Raw genomic sequence first — 19,369 nt, forward strand, 5'->3', positions numbered from 1 at the left:
GCGCCCACTCCGACAGCCGTTCGATGAAAACCGCTTTCCTGCGCGGCGCCGCACGCTGGCTGCCCGCCATCCTGATCGGCCTCGCGCCCGCGCTCGCGTGCGCGCAGGCGGCCGGCCTGCCGGCGTTCAACTCCGCGCCGGGCCCGAACGGCGGCACGACCTACTCGCTGAGCGTGCAGACGATGCTGCTGCTCACGATGCTGTCGTTCCTGCCCGCGATGCTGCTGATGATGACGAGCTTCACGCGGATCATCATCGTGCTGTCGCTGCTGCGGCAGGCGATCGGCACCGCGTCGACGCCGCCGAACCAGGTGCTCGTCGGCCTCGCGCTCTTCCTCACGTTGTTCGTGATGTCGCCCGTGCTCGATAAGGCTTACACCGACGCGTACAAGCCGTTTTCCGAAGGCACGCTGCAGATGGACCAGGCGGTGCAGCGCGGCACCGCGCCCTTCAAGACGTTCATGCTCAAGCAGACGCGCGAGACCGATCTCGCGCTGTTCGCGAAGATCTCGAAGGCCGCGCCGATGCAGGGGCCGGAGGACGTGCCGCTGTCGCTGCTCGTGCCCGCGTTCGTCACGAGCGAGCTGAAGACGGGCTTCCAGATCGGCTTCACGATCTTCATCCCGTTCCTCATCATCGACATGGTCGTCGCGAGCGTGCTGATGTCGATGGGGATGATGATGGTGTCGCCCGCGACGGTGTCGCTGCCGTTCAAGCTGATGCTGTTCGTGCTCGTCGACGGCTGGCAACTGCTGATCGGCTCGCTCGCGCAGAGCTTCACCTAGACCCGGTTGATCGAGGAGAGTCGAGATGACCCCCGAAAACGTCATGACGCTCGCGCATCAGGCGATGTACATCGGCCTGCTGCTCGCCGCGCCGCTGTTGCTCGTCGCGCTCGCGGTCGGGCTCGTCGTCAGCCTGTTCCAGGCGGCGACGCAGATCAACGAGGCGACGCTGTCGTTCATCCCGAAGCTGCTCGCGGTCGCGGCGACGATGGTGATCGCCGGGCCGTGGATGCTGTCGACGATGCTCGACTACCTGCGCGAGATCCTGCTGCGCGTCGCGACGCTCGGCGCGGGCTGACGCCGCTTCTTCGCGCGGCGCGCTCGTCCGTCTCGCCCGCTCCGCTCGATTCGTTCGATCCATCCGATCCGTCGGCCTGCTCCGCCCCCGCCCTCGTCTCCATCTCCGATCGATGTTCTCCGTCACCTACGCGCAACTGAACGGATGGCTCACGGCCTTCCTGTGGCCGTTCGTGCGGATGCTCGCGCTCGTCGCGCTCGCGCCGGTGACAGGCCACCGCGCGACGCCCGTGCGCGTGAAGATCGGGCTCGCGGGCTTCATGGCGCTCGTCGTCGCGCCGACGCTGCCGCCGATGCCCGCAGCCACCGTGTTCTCCGCGCAGGGCGTGTGGATCATCGTCAACCAGTTCCTGATCGGCGCGGCGCTCGGCTTCACGATGCAGATCGTGTTCGCGGCGGTCGAGGCGGCGGGCGACATCATCGGCCTGTCGATGGGGCTCGGCTTCGCGACCTTCTTCGATCCGCATTCGAGCGGCGCGACGCCCGTGATGGGGCGCTTCCTGAATGCGGTCGCGATCCTCGCGTTTCTCGCGTTCGACGGGCATCTGCAGGTGTTCGCCGTGCTCGTCGACTCGTTCAGGCTCGTGCCGATCTCGGCCGACCTGCTGCGCGCGGCCGGCTGGCAGACGCTCGTGGCATTCGGCTCGGCGATTTTCGAGATGGGGCTGTTGCTCGCGCTGCCCGTCGTCGCGGCGCTGCTGATCGCGAACCTCGCGCTCGGCATCCTGAACCGCGCGGCGCCGCAGATCGGGATCTTCCAGGTCGGCTTTCCGGTGACGATGCTCGTCGGCCTGCTGCTCGTCCAGTTGATGGCGCCGAACCTGATTCCGTTCGTCGGGCGGCTGTTCGATACCGGCGTCGATTTCGTCGGGCGCGTTGCGGCCGGCATGCGTTGAGCGGCGGCATGCAGGCGGCCGGCATGCGCGCCGGCTCCGGTATCGGCCGATCGCGCTGCAACGCCCGCCGGCGTTTGCCGTCCGGCGCGGGTCGCGGCCACCCGGCCGTGGCCCGCCGGCGATGCCCGTCGGCCTAACCGCGCGGTAGCGACGGCGGGGCCTTCTTCGCCCGGCGCGCGTCCGATGCGGCACGCAAAATCCGCTGGAACTTCGGGCATTCCATGTGGCTCGGCGCGGTGCACGCGGCCGCGTGCCGCAAGCCGTCGCGCATCGAGATCAGCTTGCGGATCGTTCCGTCGAGCTCGTCCGCCTTCGCGGCGAGCGTCGCACGGTCGATGCTTGGCCGCCCTTGCGCGTCGAACATCGACGTGATCTCGTCGAGCGAAAAGCCCGCCGCGCGCCCGAGCGCGATCAGCGCGAGCCGCTCGAGCACGCGCGCATCGAACGTGCGGCGCAGCCCGCGCCTGCCCGTCGACGCGATCAGCCCCTTCTCCTCGTAGTACCGCAGCGCCGACGCGGGCACGCCGGAGCGCCGCGCGACCTCGGCAATATCCAGGTTTCCCACGCGCTTGACCTCAAGTGGACTTGAATTGGCACAGTGTAGCTCCGGCCTCTCGAAGGCATGCACTGGAGAATGGCGATGAACGTCACGGATCGCAACGACGACGTGGACAACACAGACAGCGGACAAGCGGCGCACTGGAACGGCCGAGCGGGGCGCGCGTGGGTCGACGCGCAGCAGGTGCTCGACCGGATGTTCGAGCCGTTCGCGCAACGGCTCGTGGAGGCGGCCCGCGCGGGCGGCGGGCGGCACGTGCTCGACGTCGGCTGCGGCGCGGGCGCGACGACGCTCGCCGCCGCGCGCATGCTGGGCGAGCGCGGCCGCTGCGTCGGCGTCGATGTGTCGCGGCCGCTGATCGCCGCCGCGCGCGGCCGCGCCGAGCGCGAACGCGTGCCGGCGCGCTTCGTGCGCGCCGATGCGCAGACGCACGCGTTCGTGCCGGCGAGCTTCGATACCATCATCTCGCGCTTCGGCGTGATGTTCTTCGAAAACGCCGTCGACGCGTTCGCGAACCTGCTGCGCGCCGCGACGTCCGATGCGTCGCTCGCGTTCGTCGCCTGGCGCGGCGCGGCGGAAAACCCGTTCATGACGACGGCCGAGCGCGCGGCCGCGCCGCTGCTGCCGAATTTGCCCGCCCGGCAGCCGGACGCACCCGGGCAATTCTTCTTCGGCGACAGGCGGCGAATCGAAACCGTCCTCGCCCAGAGCGGCTGGTGCGGCGTCGACGTGCGGCCGATCGATGTCGAATGCACGCTGCCCGAGCGCGAGCTGATCGGCCATTTCAGCCGGCTCGGCCCGGTCGGGCAGATGTTCGCGGACCTCGACGAGCCGACCCGCGCGCGGCTCGTCGATACGGTGCGCGCCGCGTTCGATCCGTACGTGCGCGGCGACGACGTGCGCTTCACGGCCGCGTGCTGGCTCGTCAACGCGCGATCGCCGGTGAAGTGGTCGGCGCGCAAGGAGGCCGTCGGCGTCTGACGCGCTCGCGGCTGCCGCCTGAGCGCCCGTGATCGGCACGGGCGCGAAGCGGCGCATCTGCCGCGGGGCTTTCGCGTTGCTGGAAAACCCCTAATAGAATGCCGCGCCCGCGAAAGGTTGCGGAAGGTTTCGTCTCCCTATACTCGTCTCGACGATGCATCTAGCATCGCTTCATACAGACAATATTGGAGACTCCCGATGCGTACCACTCTTCGCGCGCTCAGCCTGGCTGCGGTCGCGGCCGGCCTGTCCTTCGGCTTCGCTGCGCAGCCCGCTTTCGCCGACGACGGCGGCAAGATCACGATCATGGTGGGCGGCATCACGAAGCTCATCTACCTGCCCGCACGCCTCACGCAGGAGCTCGGCTACTTCAAGGCCGAAGGCCTCGATGTCGAGCTGCAATCGCAGCCGGCGGGCGTCGACGCGGAAAACGAACTGCTCGCGGGCGCGGTGCAGGGCGTAGTCGGCTTCTATGATCATACGATCGACCTGCAGAGCAAGGGCAAGGACGTGAAGGCGATCGCCGTGCTCGGCCAGGTGCCGGGCGAGGTCGAGATGGTGTCGACGAAGGCCGCGGGCGCGATCAAGTCGATGGCCGACGTGAAGGGCAAGACGCTCGGCGTGACGGGCCTCGGTTCGTCGACGAGCTTCCTCACGCAGTACCTCGCGCAGCAGCACGGGATCTCGGCGAGCCAGTACACGATGCTGCCCGTCGGCGCCGATGCGAGCTTCATCGCGGCCGTCAAGCAAGGCCGCATCGATGCGGGGATGACGACCGAGCCCACCGTGTCGGTGCTCGAGAAGAACGGCGACGCGAAGGCGCTCGTCGATCTGCGCACGCTCGACGGCACGCGCGCCGCGCTCGGCGGCACGTATCCGGCGGCGAGCCTGTACGTGCAATCCGCATGGGCCGACACGCACAAGGCGCAGGCGACGAAGCTCGCGCATGCGTTCGCCCGCACGATGCAGTTCATCCACACGCACAGCGCGGAAGAGATCGCCGCGAAGATGCCGGCCGATTACCAGAAGGACAAGGCGCTCTACGTGAGGGCGCTGAAGGCGTCCCTGCCGATGTATACGCCCGACGGCAAGATGCCCGCCGACGGCCCGGCGACGGTGCTCAAGGTGCTGTCCGCGTTCAATCCGTCGGTGAAGGGCAAGCACATCGATCTGTCGAAGACCTATACGAACGATTTCGTGAACGCGAAATGAACGCGAATTGAGCCCCGCGAACGCCGCGCGGCCAGTTTTGAACCAGGCTCTCGAGGGCCGCCGGCGCCGCACGGGCGGCGCCGGTTCCGATGCAGGACTTCTAGCGATGAATCAACATGTTCCGGCCCATGCGCCCGCGATCGAGTTTCGCAACGTGTCGTGCCGCTTCATCTCGCCGGACGGCCGTGCAACCGTCGCGCTGCACGACTTCACGATGTCGGTTGCGCGCGGCGAGTTCGTCGCGGTCGTCGGCCCGACGGGCTGCGGCAAATCGACGACGCTCAATCTGATCACGGGGCTGCTCAAGCCCGTGTCGGGCGAGGTGCGCGTGATGGGCAAGCCCGTCGACGGCATCGATCCGCGGATCGGCTTCGTGTTCCAGGCCGACGCGGTGTTTCCGTGGCGCACGGTGATCGACAACGTCGCGGCGGGGCCGCTCTTTCGCGGCCGCTCGAAGGAGTCCGCGTACGCGCAGGCGGAGGAATGGATTCGCCGCGTCGGGCTCGCGAAATTCGCGAAGCATTACCCGCATCAGTTGTCGGGCGGGATGCGAAAGCGCGTCGCGCTCGCGCAGACGTTCATCAACCAGCCCGAGATCCTGCTGATGGACGAGCCGTTTTCCGCGCTCGACATGCAGACGCGCACGCTGATGCAGGACGAGCTGCTGCAGCTCTGGTCGGCGAACAAGGGCTCCGTCGTGTTCGTCACGCACGATCTCGAGGAGGCGATCGCGCTCGCGGACCGCGTGTTCGTGCTGACGTCGCGCCCGGCGACGCTCAAGCGCGTGTACGAGATCGACCTGCCGCGCCCGCGCGTCACGTCCGAAGTGCGCTATGAGCACCGCTTCATCGAAATCTCGAAGGACATTTGGCACGACCTGCGCGAAGAAGTGCAGATCGGATAAACAGAAAAGAAGGATTGGAGCATGACTGACATGACGCTTCCGACGCCGCTTGGCACCACCCCCTCGCTCGAAGACGACGAGCGCGCCGCGCAGAGCCGTTTGCGGCGGCGCCGGCAACTGATCGTCGGGTTGCGCATCGCGGTGCTCGTCGTCGCGCTGGGCGGCTGGGAGATCGCCGCGCGCTTCAAGTGGATCGACCCGTTCTTCTTCTCGATGCCGTCGCTGATCGCCGCGCAGATCCAGGACTGGTTCGTCAACGGCACGTCGCAGGGCCCGCTGCTGCTGCAGGTGTGGGTGACGCTCGAGGAGACGATCGCGGGCTTTCTGATCGGCTCGGTCGCGGGCATCTTCTGCGGGATCGTGCTCGGGCGCAACAAGCTGCTCGCCGACGTGTTCGGGCTCTACATCCAGATCGCGAACTCGATTCCGCGCGTCGTGCTCGGCTCGATATTCGTGATCGCGCTCGGCCTCGGGATGGCGTCGAAGATCGCGCTCGCCGTCGTGATGGTGTTCTTCGTCGTGTTCGGCAACGCGTTTCAGGGCGTGCGCGAAGCGGACCGCTACCTGATCGCGAATGCGCAGATCCTCGGCGCGTCGCGCCGGCAGATCACGACCTCCGTCGTGATTCCGTCCGCGCTCAGCTGGATTCTCGCGAGCCTGCACGTGAGCTTCGGCTTCGCGCTCGTCGGCGCGGTCGTCGGGGAATTTCTGGGTTCCAAGCAGGGCATCGGCCTGCTAATCTCGACCGCACAGGGCGCGTTCAACGCGAGCGGCGTGTTCGCCGCGATGATCGTGCTCGCCGTCGTGGCGCTCGCCGCCGACTTCCTGCTGACCCGGCTCGAGAAGCGGCTGCTGAAGTGGCGGCCCGCCGCGTTCTGAAGACGATGCATCAACGAAACGGCGCATCTTCGGTGCGCCGTTTCGTTTTCGGGCCGGAGTTTGGAGGGATAACGGCATGTCGCACAGCCTGCGCGGCCGATTGCTTTGGTGGCTGCTGCTGCCGCTTGCCGTGTTCGTCGCGATCGCGGGCGCGATGTCGTACGACACCGCGCGCAAGACGGCCGACCTCGTGCAGGACGGCGCGCTCGTCGCGTCCGCGCGCGCGATCGCGGAGGATGTCAACTGGGAAAACGGCGCGCTCGTCGCGAACGTGCCGCCCGCGGCGCTCGAACTGTTCGAATCGCCCGCGCGGGATCAGGTGTACTACATGGTTCGCACGGGCGGCGGCCGGCTGCTGGCCGGCAACCCCGATCTCGGCGGCCCGGGCGCACCGGCCGCGCCCGGCGCGCAACCGGTGCTGTTCGACACGGCGCTCAATGGGCTGGCGATTCGCGCGGTCGCTTACACGCGCGAGCTCTACAACGCGGGCGACACCGAAACGGTGACGGTCGTCGTCGGCAAGACGCAGACCTCGCGGCAGATGATGATCGCGGCGATCTGGCATCCTCAGCTCTGGCGGCTCGCGCTGATGCTCGCGCTCGCGATGGCGCTCGTCTATCTCGGGCTCACGTTCGAATTGCGGCCGCTGATGAAGCTGAAGGACGATGTCGCGGACCGCGGGCCGATGGAGCTCGAGCCGATCCGCACCGAGCGGCTGCATTTCGAGCTGCGGCCGATCGTCGACGCGATCAACCAGTGCATCGCGCGGCTGAACCTGCACGCGGCGACGCAGCGCCGCTTCATCGCCGACGCCGCGCATCAGTTGCGCACGCCGATCGCGGTGATCGACACGCAGATCCAGTGCGCGCGGCAGCGCGAGGACGGCGACGCGGCGCTCGCCGCGCTGCTCGCGTCGATGCAGCGCAGCAGCCGCAGGATGGCGGACGTCACCGACAAGCTGCTGCTGCTCGCGCATGCGGAAGCGGCGTCGCCCGCGCGGCTCGCCGCGCGCGTCGACGTCGCGGCCGTCGTGTCGGGCGTGCTCGAGGAGGCGATCGTGCTTGCCGAGCGGCGGCGCATCGATCTCGGCGCGGAGCTCGACGACGATCTGCAGGTGGCGGGCAGCGAAAGCCTGCTCTCGGCGCTCCTGATGAACCTCGTCGACAACGCGGTACGCTATACGCACGAAGGCGGCTGCGTGACGGTGAGCGCGCGGCGCGACGGCGAAGCGGTCGTGCTCGACGTCGTCGACGACGGCCCCGGCATTCCGGCCGAAGCGCGGCCGCACGTGTTCAAGCGCTTTTATCGCGTCGCGAAGGACGAGGAAGGCACGGGCCTCGGGCTCGCGATCGTCGAGGAGATCGCGCAGTCGCACGGCGGCACGGTCACGCTCGGGACAGGCCCCGGCAACCGGGGCGTGAGGATGACCGTGCGGCTGCCCGCCTATCGCAATTGAGAGAGCCCCGATGAAACTGCTGCTCGTGGAAGACAACGCGGAACTCGCGCACTGGATCGTCGATCTGCTGCGCGGGGAAGGCTTCGGCGTCGATTCGGCGCCCGACGGCGAGAGCGCGGACACCGTGCTGAAGGCGCAGCGCTACGACGCGCTGCTGCTCGACATGCGGCTGCCCGGCATGAGCGGCAAGGAGCTGCTCGCGCGGCTGCGCCGCCGAGGCGACAACGTGCCCGTGCTGATGCTGACCGCGCACGGCTCGGTCGATGACAAGGTCGACTGCTTCAGCGCGGGCGCCGACGACTACGTCGTGAAGCCGTTCGAATCGCGCGAGCTCGTCGCGCGGATTCGCGCATTGATCCGGCGGCAGTGCGGCGTCGGCGCGACGCAGCTCGCATGCGGCGATCTCGTCTATCTGTTCGCGACGCGCGAATTCCAGTGCGGCAGCGTGCCGCTCGCGCTGCGCCGCCGCGAGCACGCGATTCTCGAAACGCTGATGCTCCAGCAGGGCAAGACGGTATCGAAGGCGCGCCTCATGGACAGCGTGTACGGCCTCGACGACGAGCCGAGCGCCGATGCGATCGACATCTACATCCACCGCCTGCGCAAGCACCTGTCCGGCTCGCTCGCGCAGATCATCACGCTGCGCGGGCTCGGCTACATTCTTCGAACGAAGGACGCGGCCGAATAAGCCGCGCGCAACGCACGCGGCCCCGGCGCATGCGACGCAAGCGTCGCCCGCGCGCATCCGTTTATTTCGGCATGCTTTGCAATTGTCCTGATGTTTCGCGAAGCCGTGCTGCGGCGCGCCGCGCGCGCGCCTGATCCAGCCTAAAAACGAGCACCACCCCGGACTTATCCCGAGACTTGCGTGGCCGGCACGAAAGCGCCGCGAAGGATTGCGCCCACTACGATGGCGTGGCCGTTCGACGCGCATCGCGCAGCGTCTGCGCGGCATGCGATTCGTACTGCGAAAGAATGGCGATCAACACGATATCGGAGGGGACGATCTTGAAACGACAATACCTGGCACTTTCCATCGCGACGGCCGCCTGCGCGGCGCCGCAAGCGCACGCGCAGTCGAGCGTCCAGCTCTACGGGCTCATCGACCTGAGCTTTCCGACCTATCAGTCGCACGCGAACGCGAAGGGCGATCACGTGATCGGCATGGGGCTCGGCGGCGAGCCGTGGTTCAGCGGCAGCCGCTGGGGGCTGAAGGGCGCGGAGGACATCGGCGGCGGCACGAAGGTGATCTTCCGGCTCGAAAGCGAATACACGGTTGCCGATGGCAACATGGAGGACCCGGGCCAGATCTTCGACCGCGATGCGTGGGTCGGCGTCGAAAACGACACGTTCGGCAAGCTCACCGCGGGCTTCCAGAACACGATCGCGCGCGACGCGGGGGCGATCTACGGCGACCCGTACGGCTCGGCGAAGCTCACGACCGAGGAAGGCGGCTGGACGAACGCGAACAACTTCAAGCAGATGATCTTCTACGCGGCGGGCGCGACGGGTACGCGCTACAACAACGGCCTTGCGTGGAAGAAGCTGTTCGGCAACGGCATCTTCGCGAGCGCGGGCTACGCGTTCAGCAATTCGACGAGCTTCGGGCAGAACTCGACCTATCAGGTCGCGCTCGGCTACAACGGCGGCCCGTTCAACGTGTCGGGCTTCTTCAGCCACGTGAACCACGCGGGCTACGCGAACAAGTCGTTCTCGGTCGGCGGCAACTACACGTTCGACATCTTCCGCGTGAACGCCGGCTACTTCCGCTACCTGGGCGATCAGGGCGCGCTCGGCCAGCGCCAGGACAACGCGTGGACGGTGTCGTTCAAGGTCGCCCCGAAGGGCGCGCTCGACTACGAGCTCGGCTATCAGCAGATGCGCGTGCACAACGCCGCGTACAACAGCGACGGCAACGTGCCGAACGCGAACATCGGCGACTTCAGCCTCACGTCGGGTGTCGGCAACGGCTTCAAGGAAACGCTGTACGGCTCGGTGTTCTACCACCTGTCGAAGCGCACCGAGCTGTACCTCGCCGGCGACTACATGCGCCTGCACGGCGGCTACACGGTCGCGTCCACGCACGGCGCGACCAACCAGCTCGAGCTGACGACCGGCATCCGCACGCGGTTCTGATCCGCCGCGCGGGGCGGCCGGCCGACGCGCCGTGCCGTGCCGCCCCTCGCGCTCCCCGCCCCGCCCGTCTTTCCGTCTTTCCCGCCTTTGCGCCGCGCCCGCCCGATCTCCCGTGCGCCGCTGCGGCATTCCACGGCCCGGCTCATGCCGGGCCTTTTGTCTGCCGCGTCCTTTGGTCGACGGACCTCGCCGGGCGCCATCGAACATCGCCGCGCGGCGGCCATGCGCGCGTCGTGAAAGCCCGCGCCGGCGGACGACCGCCGAACCTGTGGTAAACATCTGCGTCGCCGAACGCATGCCGATGCCCGGCGCCGATGCCGTCTTCGCCGCCTGCGGACCGGCCGGCGCGCCCGCCGGCCGCCGCAAGTCCTTGACCTGCGCGTGACGGATCGCTAGCGTTTCGCCTTTGCCGCGCCGCGCGGCCCGGAAATCGGGTCCGCATGCCGGCGCGATGACATGCAATTGATGGGAAGGATGATGCAAAAACTCGATGCGGCGAGCCCGGAAGCGCAATCCGCGGATCTCGTGTCCGCGAACGTCGAGCGCCTGAGGGCGCTCTTTCCGGACGTGGTGACCGAAGGACCGGACGGCGCGTCGGTGAATCTCGACGCGCTCGCGGCGATGGTCGGCGCGAGCGCCGCCGCCGTTGCCGACGCCGATGAGAAATACGGCCTGAACTGGCATGGCAAGCGCCGCGCGCGCCGGCTCGCGCTCACGCCTTCGACGGGCACGCTGCGCCCGTGCCCGCGCGAGAGCGTCGGCTGGGCGTCGACGCGCAATCTGATGATCGAGGGCGAGAACCTCGAGGTGCTGAAGCTGCTGCAAAAGAGCTACGCGGGGCGCGCGAAGCTCGTCTACATCGATCCGCCGTACAACACCGGCAAGGATTTCGTCTATTCGGACAATTTCACCGACAGCCTGCGCCACTACCTCGAGCTGACCGGCCAGACGACGGACGGCAAGCGAATCAGCAGCCACACGGACGCGAGCGGCCGCTTCCACACGGACTGGCTGAACATGATCTATCCGCGCCTGAAGCTCGCGCGCGATCTGCTCGCCGACGACGGCGTGATCGCCGTGCACATCGACGAGCACGAGCAGCACGCGCTCGTGCTCGTGATGCGCGAGATCTTCGGCGAGGACAACGAGCTCGGCGTCGCGGTGTGGGACAAGCGCAATCCGAAGGGCGACGCGCGCGGGATCGCATACCAGCACGAATCGATCGTGCTGTTCGCGCGCGACGCGCAGTTGCTGTTCGAGCGCGCGCCGCTCAAGCGCCCGAAACGCAACGCCCAACGCATGCTCGACGCGGCGCGCGGCGCGATCGCGGGCGCGGCGACGATCGCGGACGCGAACGCCGCGTACCGCGCCTGGGTGAAGTCGCAGACGACGCTGTCGGGCGGCGAGGCGATGTACGACCGGATTTCGGCCGACGGCCGCGTGTACCGTCTCGTGTCGATGGCGTGGCCGAACAAGAAGAAGGCGCCCGACGATTACTTCGTGCCGCTCGTGCATCCGGTGACGGGCAAGCCGTGCCCGGTGCCCGAGCGCGGCTGGCGCAATCCGCCCGCGACGATGCAGGCGCTCATCGACAAGGGGCTCGTCGAGTTCGGCGCGGACGAGACCACGCAGCCGCAGCGGATCTACTTCCTCGACGAGAACATGTACGAGAACGTGCCGTCGGTGCTGCCGTTCGGCGGCTCGGACGACGCGCTGATGAAGTCGCTCGGCATTCCGTTCGATCAGCCGAAGCCGGTGGAATTCGCCGCGTCGATCATCGGCTGGTGCACGGACGGCGACGATCTGATCGTCGACTTCTTCGGCGGCTCGGGCACGACCGGGCATGCGGTGATGGCGCTCAACGCCGCCGACGGCGGCAATCGCCGCTATGTGCTCGTGCAGTTGCCCGAGCCGCTCGACGCGGGCAGCAAGGATCAGAAAGCCGCCGCCGACTTCTGCGCGGCGCAGCGCGTGCCGCTCAATCTCGCCGAGCTGACGAAGGAGCGGCTGCGGCGCGCGGCGGCGCGGGTCGCGGCCGAGCATCCGGGCACGCGCGCCGACCTCGGTTTTCGCGTGTTCAGGCTCGACTCGACGAACGTCTCCGAGTGGGACCCGCGCGGCGACGACATCCAGCAATCGCTGTTCGCGGCCGTCGAGCACATCAAGCCGAACCGCTCCGAGGAAGATCTGTTGTACGAACTAATGCTCAAGCTCGGCCTCGATCTGTGCGCGCCGATCGACGCGCGCACGATCGCCGGCAAGGCCGTCTACGTGATCGACGGCGCGATCGTCGCGTGCTTCGACGCGCACATCGACCGCGCGTCGACCGATGCGCTCGGCGAGGGCATCGTCGAGCTGATCGCCGAAGCGGCCGCGGCGGGCGCGGCCCACGCGCGCGACGTGACCTGCGTGTTTCGCGACAGCGGCTTCGCGGATGACGTCGCGAAGGTGAACCTGTCGGCGATCCTCGAGCAGCACGGCGTGAAGCGCATCCGGAGCCTCTGATGCGCGCACGCGAGCCACACGCAGACAAGGAAGATTGAGCATGCAGTTGCATTTCGAGTCGGATCTCGACTATCAGCTCGAAGCGATCGAGGCGGTATGCGGTCTGTTTCGCGGCCAGGAGGCGTGCCGCGCCGAATTCAGCGTGACCGCGCAGGCCGCGCGGCGGCGCGCGAGCCCGCAGATTTCGCTCGGGATGGCCGAATCGGGGCTCGGCGTCGGCAATCGCCTGACGCTCGACGCGCACACGTTCGCCGAGAATCTCGCGCGCGTGCAGGTGCGCAACGGGCTGCCGCCGTCCGGCGCGCCGCGCTCGAACGATTTCACCGTCGAGATGGAAACGGGCACGGGCAAGACTTACGTATACCTGCGCACGATCTTCGAGCTGCACCGCCGCTTCGACTTCACGAAGTTCGTGATCGTCGTGCCGTCGGTCGCGATCAAGGAAGGCGTGTACAAGACGCTGCAGATCACCGAGCGGCATTTCCGGCGCCTGTACGCGGGCGTGCCGTTCGACTATTTCGTCTACGATTCGGCGAAGCTCGGCGAGGTGCGCAGCTTCGCGTCGAAATCGACCGTGCAGATCATGATCGTCACGGTCGCGGCGATCAACAAGAAGGACGTCAACACGCTCTACAAGGACAGCGAACAGACGGGCGGCGAAAAGCCGATCGACCTGATTCGCGCGGCGCATCCGATCGTGATCGTCGACGAGCCGCAGAGCGTGGACGGCGGGCTCGACGGGCGCGGCAAGGAAGCGCTCGACGCGATGCACCCGCTCTGCACGCTGCGCTATTCGGCGACGCACGCGGACAAGTATCAGATGCTGTACCGGCTCGACGCGATCGACGCGTACGAGCGCAAGCTCGTCAAGCAGGTCGAGATCGCGTCGGCGACGGTCGAGGATGCGCACAACAAGCCGTTCATGCGCGTGATGTCGATCGGCAGCCGGCGCGGGGCGATCGCCGCGCGCGTCGAGCTCGACGTCGCGACGGCCGCGGGCGACGTCGAGCGGCAGACGGTTTCCGTCTCCGACGGCGACGATCTCGAGCGCATCGCGCGCCGCGCCGTCTACGCGAACTTCAGGATCGGCGAGATTCACGCGGCGCGCGGCGCCGAGTATCTGGTGCTGCGCTATCCGGGCGGCGATGCGTTCCTGTCGATCGGCGACACATATGGCGACGTCGATACGCTCGCGATCCAGCGCGAGATGATCCGCCGCACGATCCGCGAGCATCTCGACAAGGAACTGCGGCTCACGCCGCTCGGCGTGAAGGTGCTGTCGCTCTTCTTCGTCGATGCGGTCGACAAGTATCGCAAGTACGACCGCCACGGCCAGCCGTTCAAGGGCGATTACGCGCGGCTGTTCGAAGAAGAATACCGGCGCGCGGCGAAGCTGCCGGAATATCGCGCGCTGTTTGCCGGCGTCGATTGCGCGATCGCGGCCGAGGCCGTGCACGACGGCTATTTCTCGATCGACAGGAAAGGCGGCTGGACCGACACGAGCGACAAGAGCGCGGGCAGCCGAGAGAACGCGGAGCGCGCGTACGGCCTCATCATGAAGGACAAGGAGCGGCTGTTGTCGTTCGACACGCCGCTCAAGTTCATCTTCTCGCATTCGGCGCTGAAGGAAGGCTGGGACAATCCGAACGTGTTCCAGATCTGCACGCTGCGCGACATCCGCAGCGAGCGCGAGCGGCGCCAGACGATCGGCCGCGGGCTGCGTCTCGCCGTCAACCAGCGCGGCGAGCGCGTGCGCGGCTTCGACGTCAACACGCTGACGGTGATCGCGGGCGAGAGCTACGAGCAGTTCGCCGAGAACCTGCAGAAGGAAATCGAAGCCGATACGGGCATCCGCTTCGGCATCGTCGAAACGCATCAGTTCGCCGCGCTGCCCGTGCCGGCGGGCGACGGCAGCGTGCAGCCGCTCGGCGTCGAACGGTCCACCGCGCTATGGACGTATCTGCGCGACGCCGGCTATCTCGATGCGCGCGGCCGCGTGCAGGACACGCTGCGCGCGGCGCTCAAGCTGCGCGCGCTGCCGGTGCCCGATGAATTCGGCTCGCAGCGCGCGCTGATCGTCGACATGCTGCGCAAGCTCGCGGGGCGGCTCGACGTGCGCAACGCGGACGAGCGCCGCCACATCGCGCTGCGGCCCGACGCGCATGGCAAGGCGGTGTACCTGGGCGACGAATTCCGCGCGCTGTGGGAGCGCATCCAGTACCGGACGACCTACCGCGTGAACTTCGACAACGCACGCCTGATCGAGCGCTGCGTCGCCGCGCTGAAGGCCGCGCCCGCCGTCGCGCGCGCGCGGCTGCAGTGGCGCAAGGCCGAAATCGCGATCGACGCGGCGGGCGTCGAGGCGATCGAAACCGAGGCGGCGGGCGCGATCGCGATCGACGAAGGCGAAATCGACCTGCCGGATCTGCTGACCGAGCTGCAGGACCGCACGCAGCTCACGCGGCGCACGATCGCGACCGTGCTGATCGAAAGCGGCAGGCTCGACGAGTTCCCGCGCAATCCGCAGCGCTTCATCGCGCTCGTCGCTGCGGCGCTCGAGCGCTGCAAGCGCGACGCGCTCGTCGACGGGATCGAATACAAGTTGCTCGGCAAGGAGCACGTGCATGCGCTGTCGCTGTTCGAGGACGAGCCGCTTACCGGCTATCTGTCGAGCATGCGGCGCGGCGCGGCGAAATCGATCCATGAGGACGTGCCGTGCGAAACGCCTGCCGAGCGCGTGTTCGTCGAATCGCTCGAACGGGACGACGCGGTCAGGCTGTACGCGAAGCTGCCCGGCTGGTTCAAGATCCCGACGCCGCTCGGCAGCTACAGCCCCGACTGGGCGGTGCTGATCGCCGAGGGCGACGGGCCGCGCCTCTATTTCGTCGTCGAATCGAAGAGCGGCATCGCCGACAGCGATCTGCACGCTCACGAGCGGCGCAGGATTCAGTGCGGCGCGGCGCATTTCCGCGCGCTCGAGGCGGCCTCGGTCAATCCTGCGCGCTATGTGCGCGCGCGTTGCGCCGACGATCTGCCGACGGCCCCCGCCAACGCGCGCGACGCGGCCTGAGCGCCGTCGCCGCTTCGTCGCTTCGCCGCTGCGCGGCGTTTCGGCATGTTCCGCTGCGTCGCCACATCGCCATGCGTTTCCGGCGAGCGGCGCGCAGCGGCTTCTCACGGCGTTCCGTCTCACGCCCTTTCCCCGCTTCGTTTCGCCGCGCTCGGCAAATCCGGCGGCGCGCGCGCTGCATCGCGCAACCCCGCGCATTTCATTTCGACCTCCGTAACGTCTGACGATCGCCGAGTGCATCGTCGAGCTAGTGTTTGTGCGCCGTCGGGAAAGATGCGCGACGCACGCTGCTCCACACTCCGAGCCGGAGATCGACGGCGGCGCCCCGAGCGTCGCCGCGCATAACGACAACCCCAACGGAGACGACGATGAAGAAGTTTGCGGTAGCGGCGGCGGGCCTCGCCGTCGCGACGGGCGCGCATGCGTCCGACGGCAGCGTCACGCTGTTCGGCCTGGTCGATGCAGGCGTGTCGTACGTGTCGAACGAAGGCGGCAGGCACAATGTGTATTTCGACGACGGCATCGCGGTGCCGAATCTATGGGGGCTCAGGGGCACCGAGGATCTCGGCGGCGGCGCGAAGGCGATCTTCGAGCTGACGTCGCAATACGCGCTCGGCAACGGCGCCGCGCTGCCGACGCCAGGCTCGATGTTCTCGCGCACCGCGCTCGTCGGCCTCTGGAGCGAGCGGCTCGGCAGCGTGACGCTTGGCCAGCAATACGACTTCATGACCGATTCGCTGACGTTCGGCTCGTTCGACGGCGCGTTCCGCTACGGCGGCCTGTACAACTTCCGACAGGGGCCGTTCTCGAAGCTCGGGATTCCCGACAATCCCACCGGTTCGTTCGACTTCGACCGGATGGCGGGCTCGAGCCGCGTGCCGAACGCGGTCAAGTACACGAGCGCGAACCTGAACGGGCTCGTGTTCGGCCTGATGTACGGCTTCGGCAATCAGGCGGGCGGCGGGCTCTCGGCGAACAGCACGGTCAGCGCCGGCCTCAAGTACGAGGCGGGCAGCTTCGCGCTCGGCGCCGCATACGTCGAGGTCAAGTATCCGCAAATGAACAACGGGCACGATGGGCTGCGCAACTGGGGGCTCGGCGCGCGCTATGCGCTTTCCGCGTTCGACCTGAACCTGCTGTACACGAACACGCGCAATACGCTGACGGGCGCGGCGATCGACGTGATTCAGGCGGGCGCGCGCTACGTCGGCGCGCCATGGACGATCGGCGCGAATTACGAGTACATGAAGGGCAACGCGCAGCTCGATCGGAACTACGCGCATCAGGTCACGGCGGCCGTGCAGTATGCGCTGTCCAAGCGCACGTCCGCGTACGTCGAGACCGTGTATCAGTACGCGGGCGGCAGCGCCGGCGCGCACGCCTGGATCAACGGCGTGATGGGGCCCGATGCGCAATCTAGCTCGCGCTCGCAGTTTCTCGCGCGCATCGGAATGCTGACCCGCTTCTGATCGTCTTCCGCCCCGCCCGGCGGCTGTCTCGCGTCGGCGCGGCGGCGCGGCGCCCGGCGCGAGTGCCGGGCGCCGCGCCGTTCATTCGGCCCATCCGGTCCATGCGGCCGATCCGGCGCGAACGGCGCCGCCGCATGCGTGCGCGCCCTTCGCGCGATGGCCGCGCACGCCGGCATCGCGGGCCGCGCGGACTCTTATGTGCGATAGCGCACGCAACTCGGATGCGATTGCGTCCAAATCGCTGCCCGGGCAACCCATTTTTGCGTTCCGGAGTAAACCGGATTCAGTTCGCGCCAAATATTTAATATGCTAACTATATCCGGCGGGCCGAATGCCTCGGCATGGTCCGGCTGGGCGTGTACTCGCAAGGAGCGCATGGTGAACGGCAGATTCTTCACGACGGCGGGCGAATCGCCCGCGTTTCGCGGCCACGCATGGGGCCGCGTCGTCACGCAATACTTCGGCGGACTCGACGCGTGCTGCGACAGCGACGACGTGTTCGACGCGCAGCTCAGCCAGTACGAGATCGGCCCGATGCGCGTGTTCACGATCGCCGCGCCCGCACACCGGATCGTGCGGCCCGTCGCGGCGCTGCACGATCACGGCTCCGATTTCTTCAAGCTGATCCTGCAACTGAGCGGCGTGAGCGAGATCGAGCAGCGCGGCAAGGTGTTCCGGCTGCGCACCGGCGACTGGAGCCTGTACGACCCGCGCGTGCCGTACAGCATCGCGAACCTGACGCGCGTCGAGCAACTGGCGATCCAGATTCCGCGCAGGCAGCTCGGCGGCTTCGCGGTGCCGGACCTGCACACGTCCGACGTCCGCGAGTTCGAGCTCAAGGGGCTGTTCTCGCTGCTGTCGTCGTTTCTCATGTCGTTATCCGAACAATTGCCGTCGCTGCCCGGCACGACGGGCGCCGCGCTGTCTGAGACGATTCTGGGCCTCATCGTATCGACGCTGACCGCGCAGCGCGACGCGCAAGGCGCGCACGTCGCGCTGCCCGCCGTGCTGCGGATGCGCGTGAAGCAATACATCCGCGGCCATCTCGCCGACGCCGACCTGTCGATCGACCGGATCGCGCGCGAGCTGCGCTGCTCGAAGCGCTATCTGCACCGGATCTTCGAGGAGGAAGGCGTGACGATCGACCGCTACATCTGGTCGAGCCGGCTCGAGCGCTGCAAGGATGCGCTCGACAACGCGCGCGCGGCGAAGCCCGCGATTTCCGAGATCGCGTTCAGTTGGGGATTCAGCAGCAGCGCGCATTTCTGCCGCAGCTTCAAGCAGCGCTACGGCATGACGCCGCGCGAGTTCGTGCGGCGGCGCACCTCGGCCTGAGTTCCGGGGCGCGAGTCCCGGGGCCTGACGGGTTCCGGGGCCTGGCCTGAACGGCGCGCGTGCGCGAGCGGCGGCCGGCTTGCCTGCGTCGCGCCGCTCGCCCCGTCGTTCGCCGGCGTCACGCCGCGTTTGCGCCGCCGCCCTTCGACGCGAGATAACTGCCGTGCAAGATCTCCGGCCGCTCGCGCAGCATCTGCGCGGTGCCCGCGAACGCTACGCGCCCGCGTTCGAGCACATACGCGTTCGTCGCGAGCGCGAGCGCGATCGTCGTGAACTGCTCGATCAGCAGCACCGCGACGCCGTCGTTCGCGATCCGCGCGACGGTCTGCGCGAGACGCTTCGTCACCGCGGGCGCCAGGCCGAGCGACAGCTCGTCGATGAGCAGCGTGTGCGGCTCGCCGATCAGCGCCTGCGACACGCATACCATCTGCTTCTGCCCGCCCGACAGATCGTTGCCGCGCGCATCGAGCTTCGCCTCGAGTTCCGGGAAAATCGCGAGCGCGCGGTCGATCGCGTCATTGAGCCGCCGCGCCGACAGGAACGCGCCCGCGGCGCGCAGGTTGTCGCGCACCGACAGGTCGCCGAGCACGCGATGCCCTTCCGGCACGACCGCGATGCCGCGGCGGCGCACCGCCTCGGGGCGCAGCGCGCCGAGCGGCGCGCCGTCGAGCAGCACGGCGCCCGACGTCGCGGGCAGCGTGCCGGCAATGCTCATCACGAGCGTCGATTTGCCGGCGCCGTTCGCGCCGACGAGCGCCGTCACCCGGCCGGGCGCGACCGCGAGCGACACGCCGTGCAGCACGGGCTTGTTCGCGCGATGAACGACGAGGTCTTTCACTTCGAGCCGCATGATCGTCGGACTCCTTGTCGAATGGAATGCGGCGC

The 19,369-nt window shown here is 68.0% G+C and carries 16 protein-coding genes; 14 read left to right on the top strand and 2 right to left on the bottom strand.

Annotated elements, in window-relative coordinates:
- The first annotated feature begins 23 nt into the window (after positions 1-23).
- From fliP to fliR, 3 genes are all read left to right on the top strand, one after another.
- Positions 24-785, top strand: a complete 762-nt coding sequence (gene fliP / locus BTH_RS12340) for a flagellar type III secretion system pore protein FliP (RefSeq protein ID WP_009901926.1) — start codon at positions 24-26, stop codon at positions 783-785.
- Between the two features lie 25 nt (positions 786-810).
- On the top strand, positions 811-1,083 hold the full coding sequence (fliQ, locus tag BTH_RS12345) for a flagellar biosynthesis protein FliQ (RefSeq protein WP_009901928.1): 273 nt from the start codon (positions 811-813) through the stop codon (positions 1,081-1,083).
- A 112-nt stretch (positions 1,084-1,195) separates the two neighbouring features.
- The gene (fliR, locus tag BTH_RS12350) at positions 1,196-1,978 is read left to right on the top strand and encodes a flagellar biosynthetic protein FliR (RefSeq protein ID WP_011401628.1); all 783 of its coding nucleotides are present in this window, start codon (positions 1,196-1,198) and stop codon (positions 1,976-1,978) included.
- A 133-nt stretch (positions 1,979-2,111) separates the two neighbouring features.
- On the opposite strand, the gene BTH_RS12355 is transcribed toward fliR, so the two are convergent.
- Positions 2,112-2,543 carry a helix-turn-helix domain-containing protein gene (locus tag BTH_RS12355; protein ID WP_009901932.1) on the bottom strand — a complete coding sequence of 144 codons (432 nt, stop codon included), beginning with the start codon at positions 2,541-2,543 and terminating at the stop codon, positions 2,112-2,114.
- Positions 2,544-2,618: 75 nt separating this feature from the next.
- Between BTH_RS12355 and BTH_RS12360 the strand changes: the two genes are divergently transcribed.
- The 11 genes from BTH_RS12360 (at position 2,619) to BTH_RS12410 (ending at position 18,484) form a co-directional block, all read left to right on the top strand.
- Positions 2,619-3,518 (top strand): class I SAM-dependent methyltransferase, encoded by a 900-nt coding sequence (locus BTH_RS12360; RefSeq protein ID WP_025369680.1) that lies wholly within the window; start codon positions 2,619-2,621, stop codon positions 3,516-3,518.
- Between the two features lie 198 nt (positions 3,519-3,716).
- Positions 3,717-4,730: an ABC transporter substrate-binding protein gene (locus BTH_RS12365; protein ID WP_009901943.1), complete on the top strand. Its 1,014-nt coding sequence runs from the start codon at positions 3,717-3,719 to the stop codon at positions 4,728-4,730.
- Between the two features lie 106 nt (positions 4,731-4,836).
- A complete protein-coding gene (locus tag BTH_RS12370) occupies positions 4,837-5,634 on the top strand; it encodes an ABC transporter ATP-binding protein (RefSeq protein WP_009908258.1) in 798 nt (265 codons plus the stop codon).
- A gap of 30 nt (positions 5,635-5,664) precedes the next feature.
- Complete coding sequence (locus BTH_RS12375) at positions 5,665-6,513, top strand: ABC transporter permease (RefSeq protein ID WP_009901947.1); 849 nt, start codon at positions 5,665-5,667, stop codon at positions 6,511-6,513.
- A 76-nt stretch (positions 6,514-6,589) separates the two neighbouring features.
- Positions 6,590-7,969, top strand: coding sequence for a sensor histidine kinase (locus BTH_RS12380; protein ID WP_009908259.1), 1,380 nt, complete (start codon positions 6,590-6,592; stop codon positions 7,967-7,969).
- A gap of 10 nt (positions 7,970-7,979) precedes the next feature.
- Positions 7,980-8,657, top strand: coding sequence for a response regulator (locus BTH_RS12385; protein ID WP_009908260.1), 678 nt, complete (start codon positions 7,980-7,982; stop codon positions 8,655-8,657).
- 287 nt (positions 8,658-8,944) lie between these two features.
- Positions 8,945-10,105, top strand: a complete 1,161-nt coding sequence (locus tag BTH_RS12390) for a porin (protein WP_009908262.1) — start codon at positions 8,945-8,947, stop codon at positions 10,103-10,105.
- A 474-nt stretch (positions 10,106-10,579) separates the two neighbouring features.
- A complete protein-coding gene (locus BTH_RS12395; RefSeq protein ID WP_009908264.1) occupies positions 10,580-12,610 on the top strand; it encodes a site-specific DNA-methyltransferase in 2,031 nt (676 codons plus the stop codon).
- Positions 12,611-12,650: 40 nt separating this feature from the next.
- Positions 12,651-15,680, top strand: coding sequence for a type III restriction-modification system endonuclease (locus BTH_RS12400; RefSeq protein WP_009908265.1), 3,030 nt, complete (start codon positions 12,651-12,653; stop codon positions 15,678-15,680).
- Positions 15,681-16,048: 368 nt separating this feature from the next.
- Positions 16,049-17,149, top strand: a complete 1,101-nt coding sequence (locus tag BTH_RS12405; RefSeq protein ID WP_009908266.1) for a porin — start codon at positions 16,049-16,051, stop codon at positions 17,147-17,149.
- Between the two features lie 375 nt (positions 17,150-17,524).
- Complete coding sequence (locus tag BTH_RS12410) at positions 17,525-18,484, top strand: helix-turn-helix domain-containing protein (RefSeq protein WP_009908267.1); 960 nt, start codon at positions 17,525-17,527, stop codon at positions 18,482-18,484.
- Between the two features lie 118 nt (positions 18,485-18,602).
- Here BTH_RS12410 and BTH_RS12415 read toward each other — a convergent pair whose 3' ends face one another.
- A complete protein-coding gene (locus tag BTH_RS12415; protein ID WP_009908268.1) occupies positions 18,603-19,334 on the bottom strand; it encodes an ABC transporter ATP-binding protein in 732 nt (243 codons plus the stop codon).
- Positions 19,335-19,369: the final 35 nt, after the last annotated feature.

Origin of the sequence: Burkholderia thailandensis E264 (assembly GCF_000012365.1) — a bacterium.
In the GTDB taxonomy this organism is placed as follows: Bacteria; Pseudomonadota; Gammaproteobacteria; order Burkholderiales; family Burkholderiaceae; genus Burkholderia; species Burkholderia thailandensis.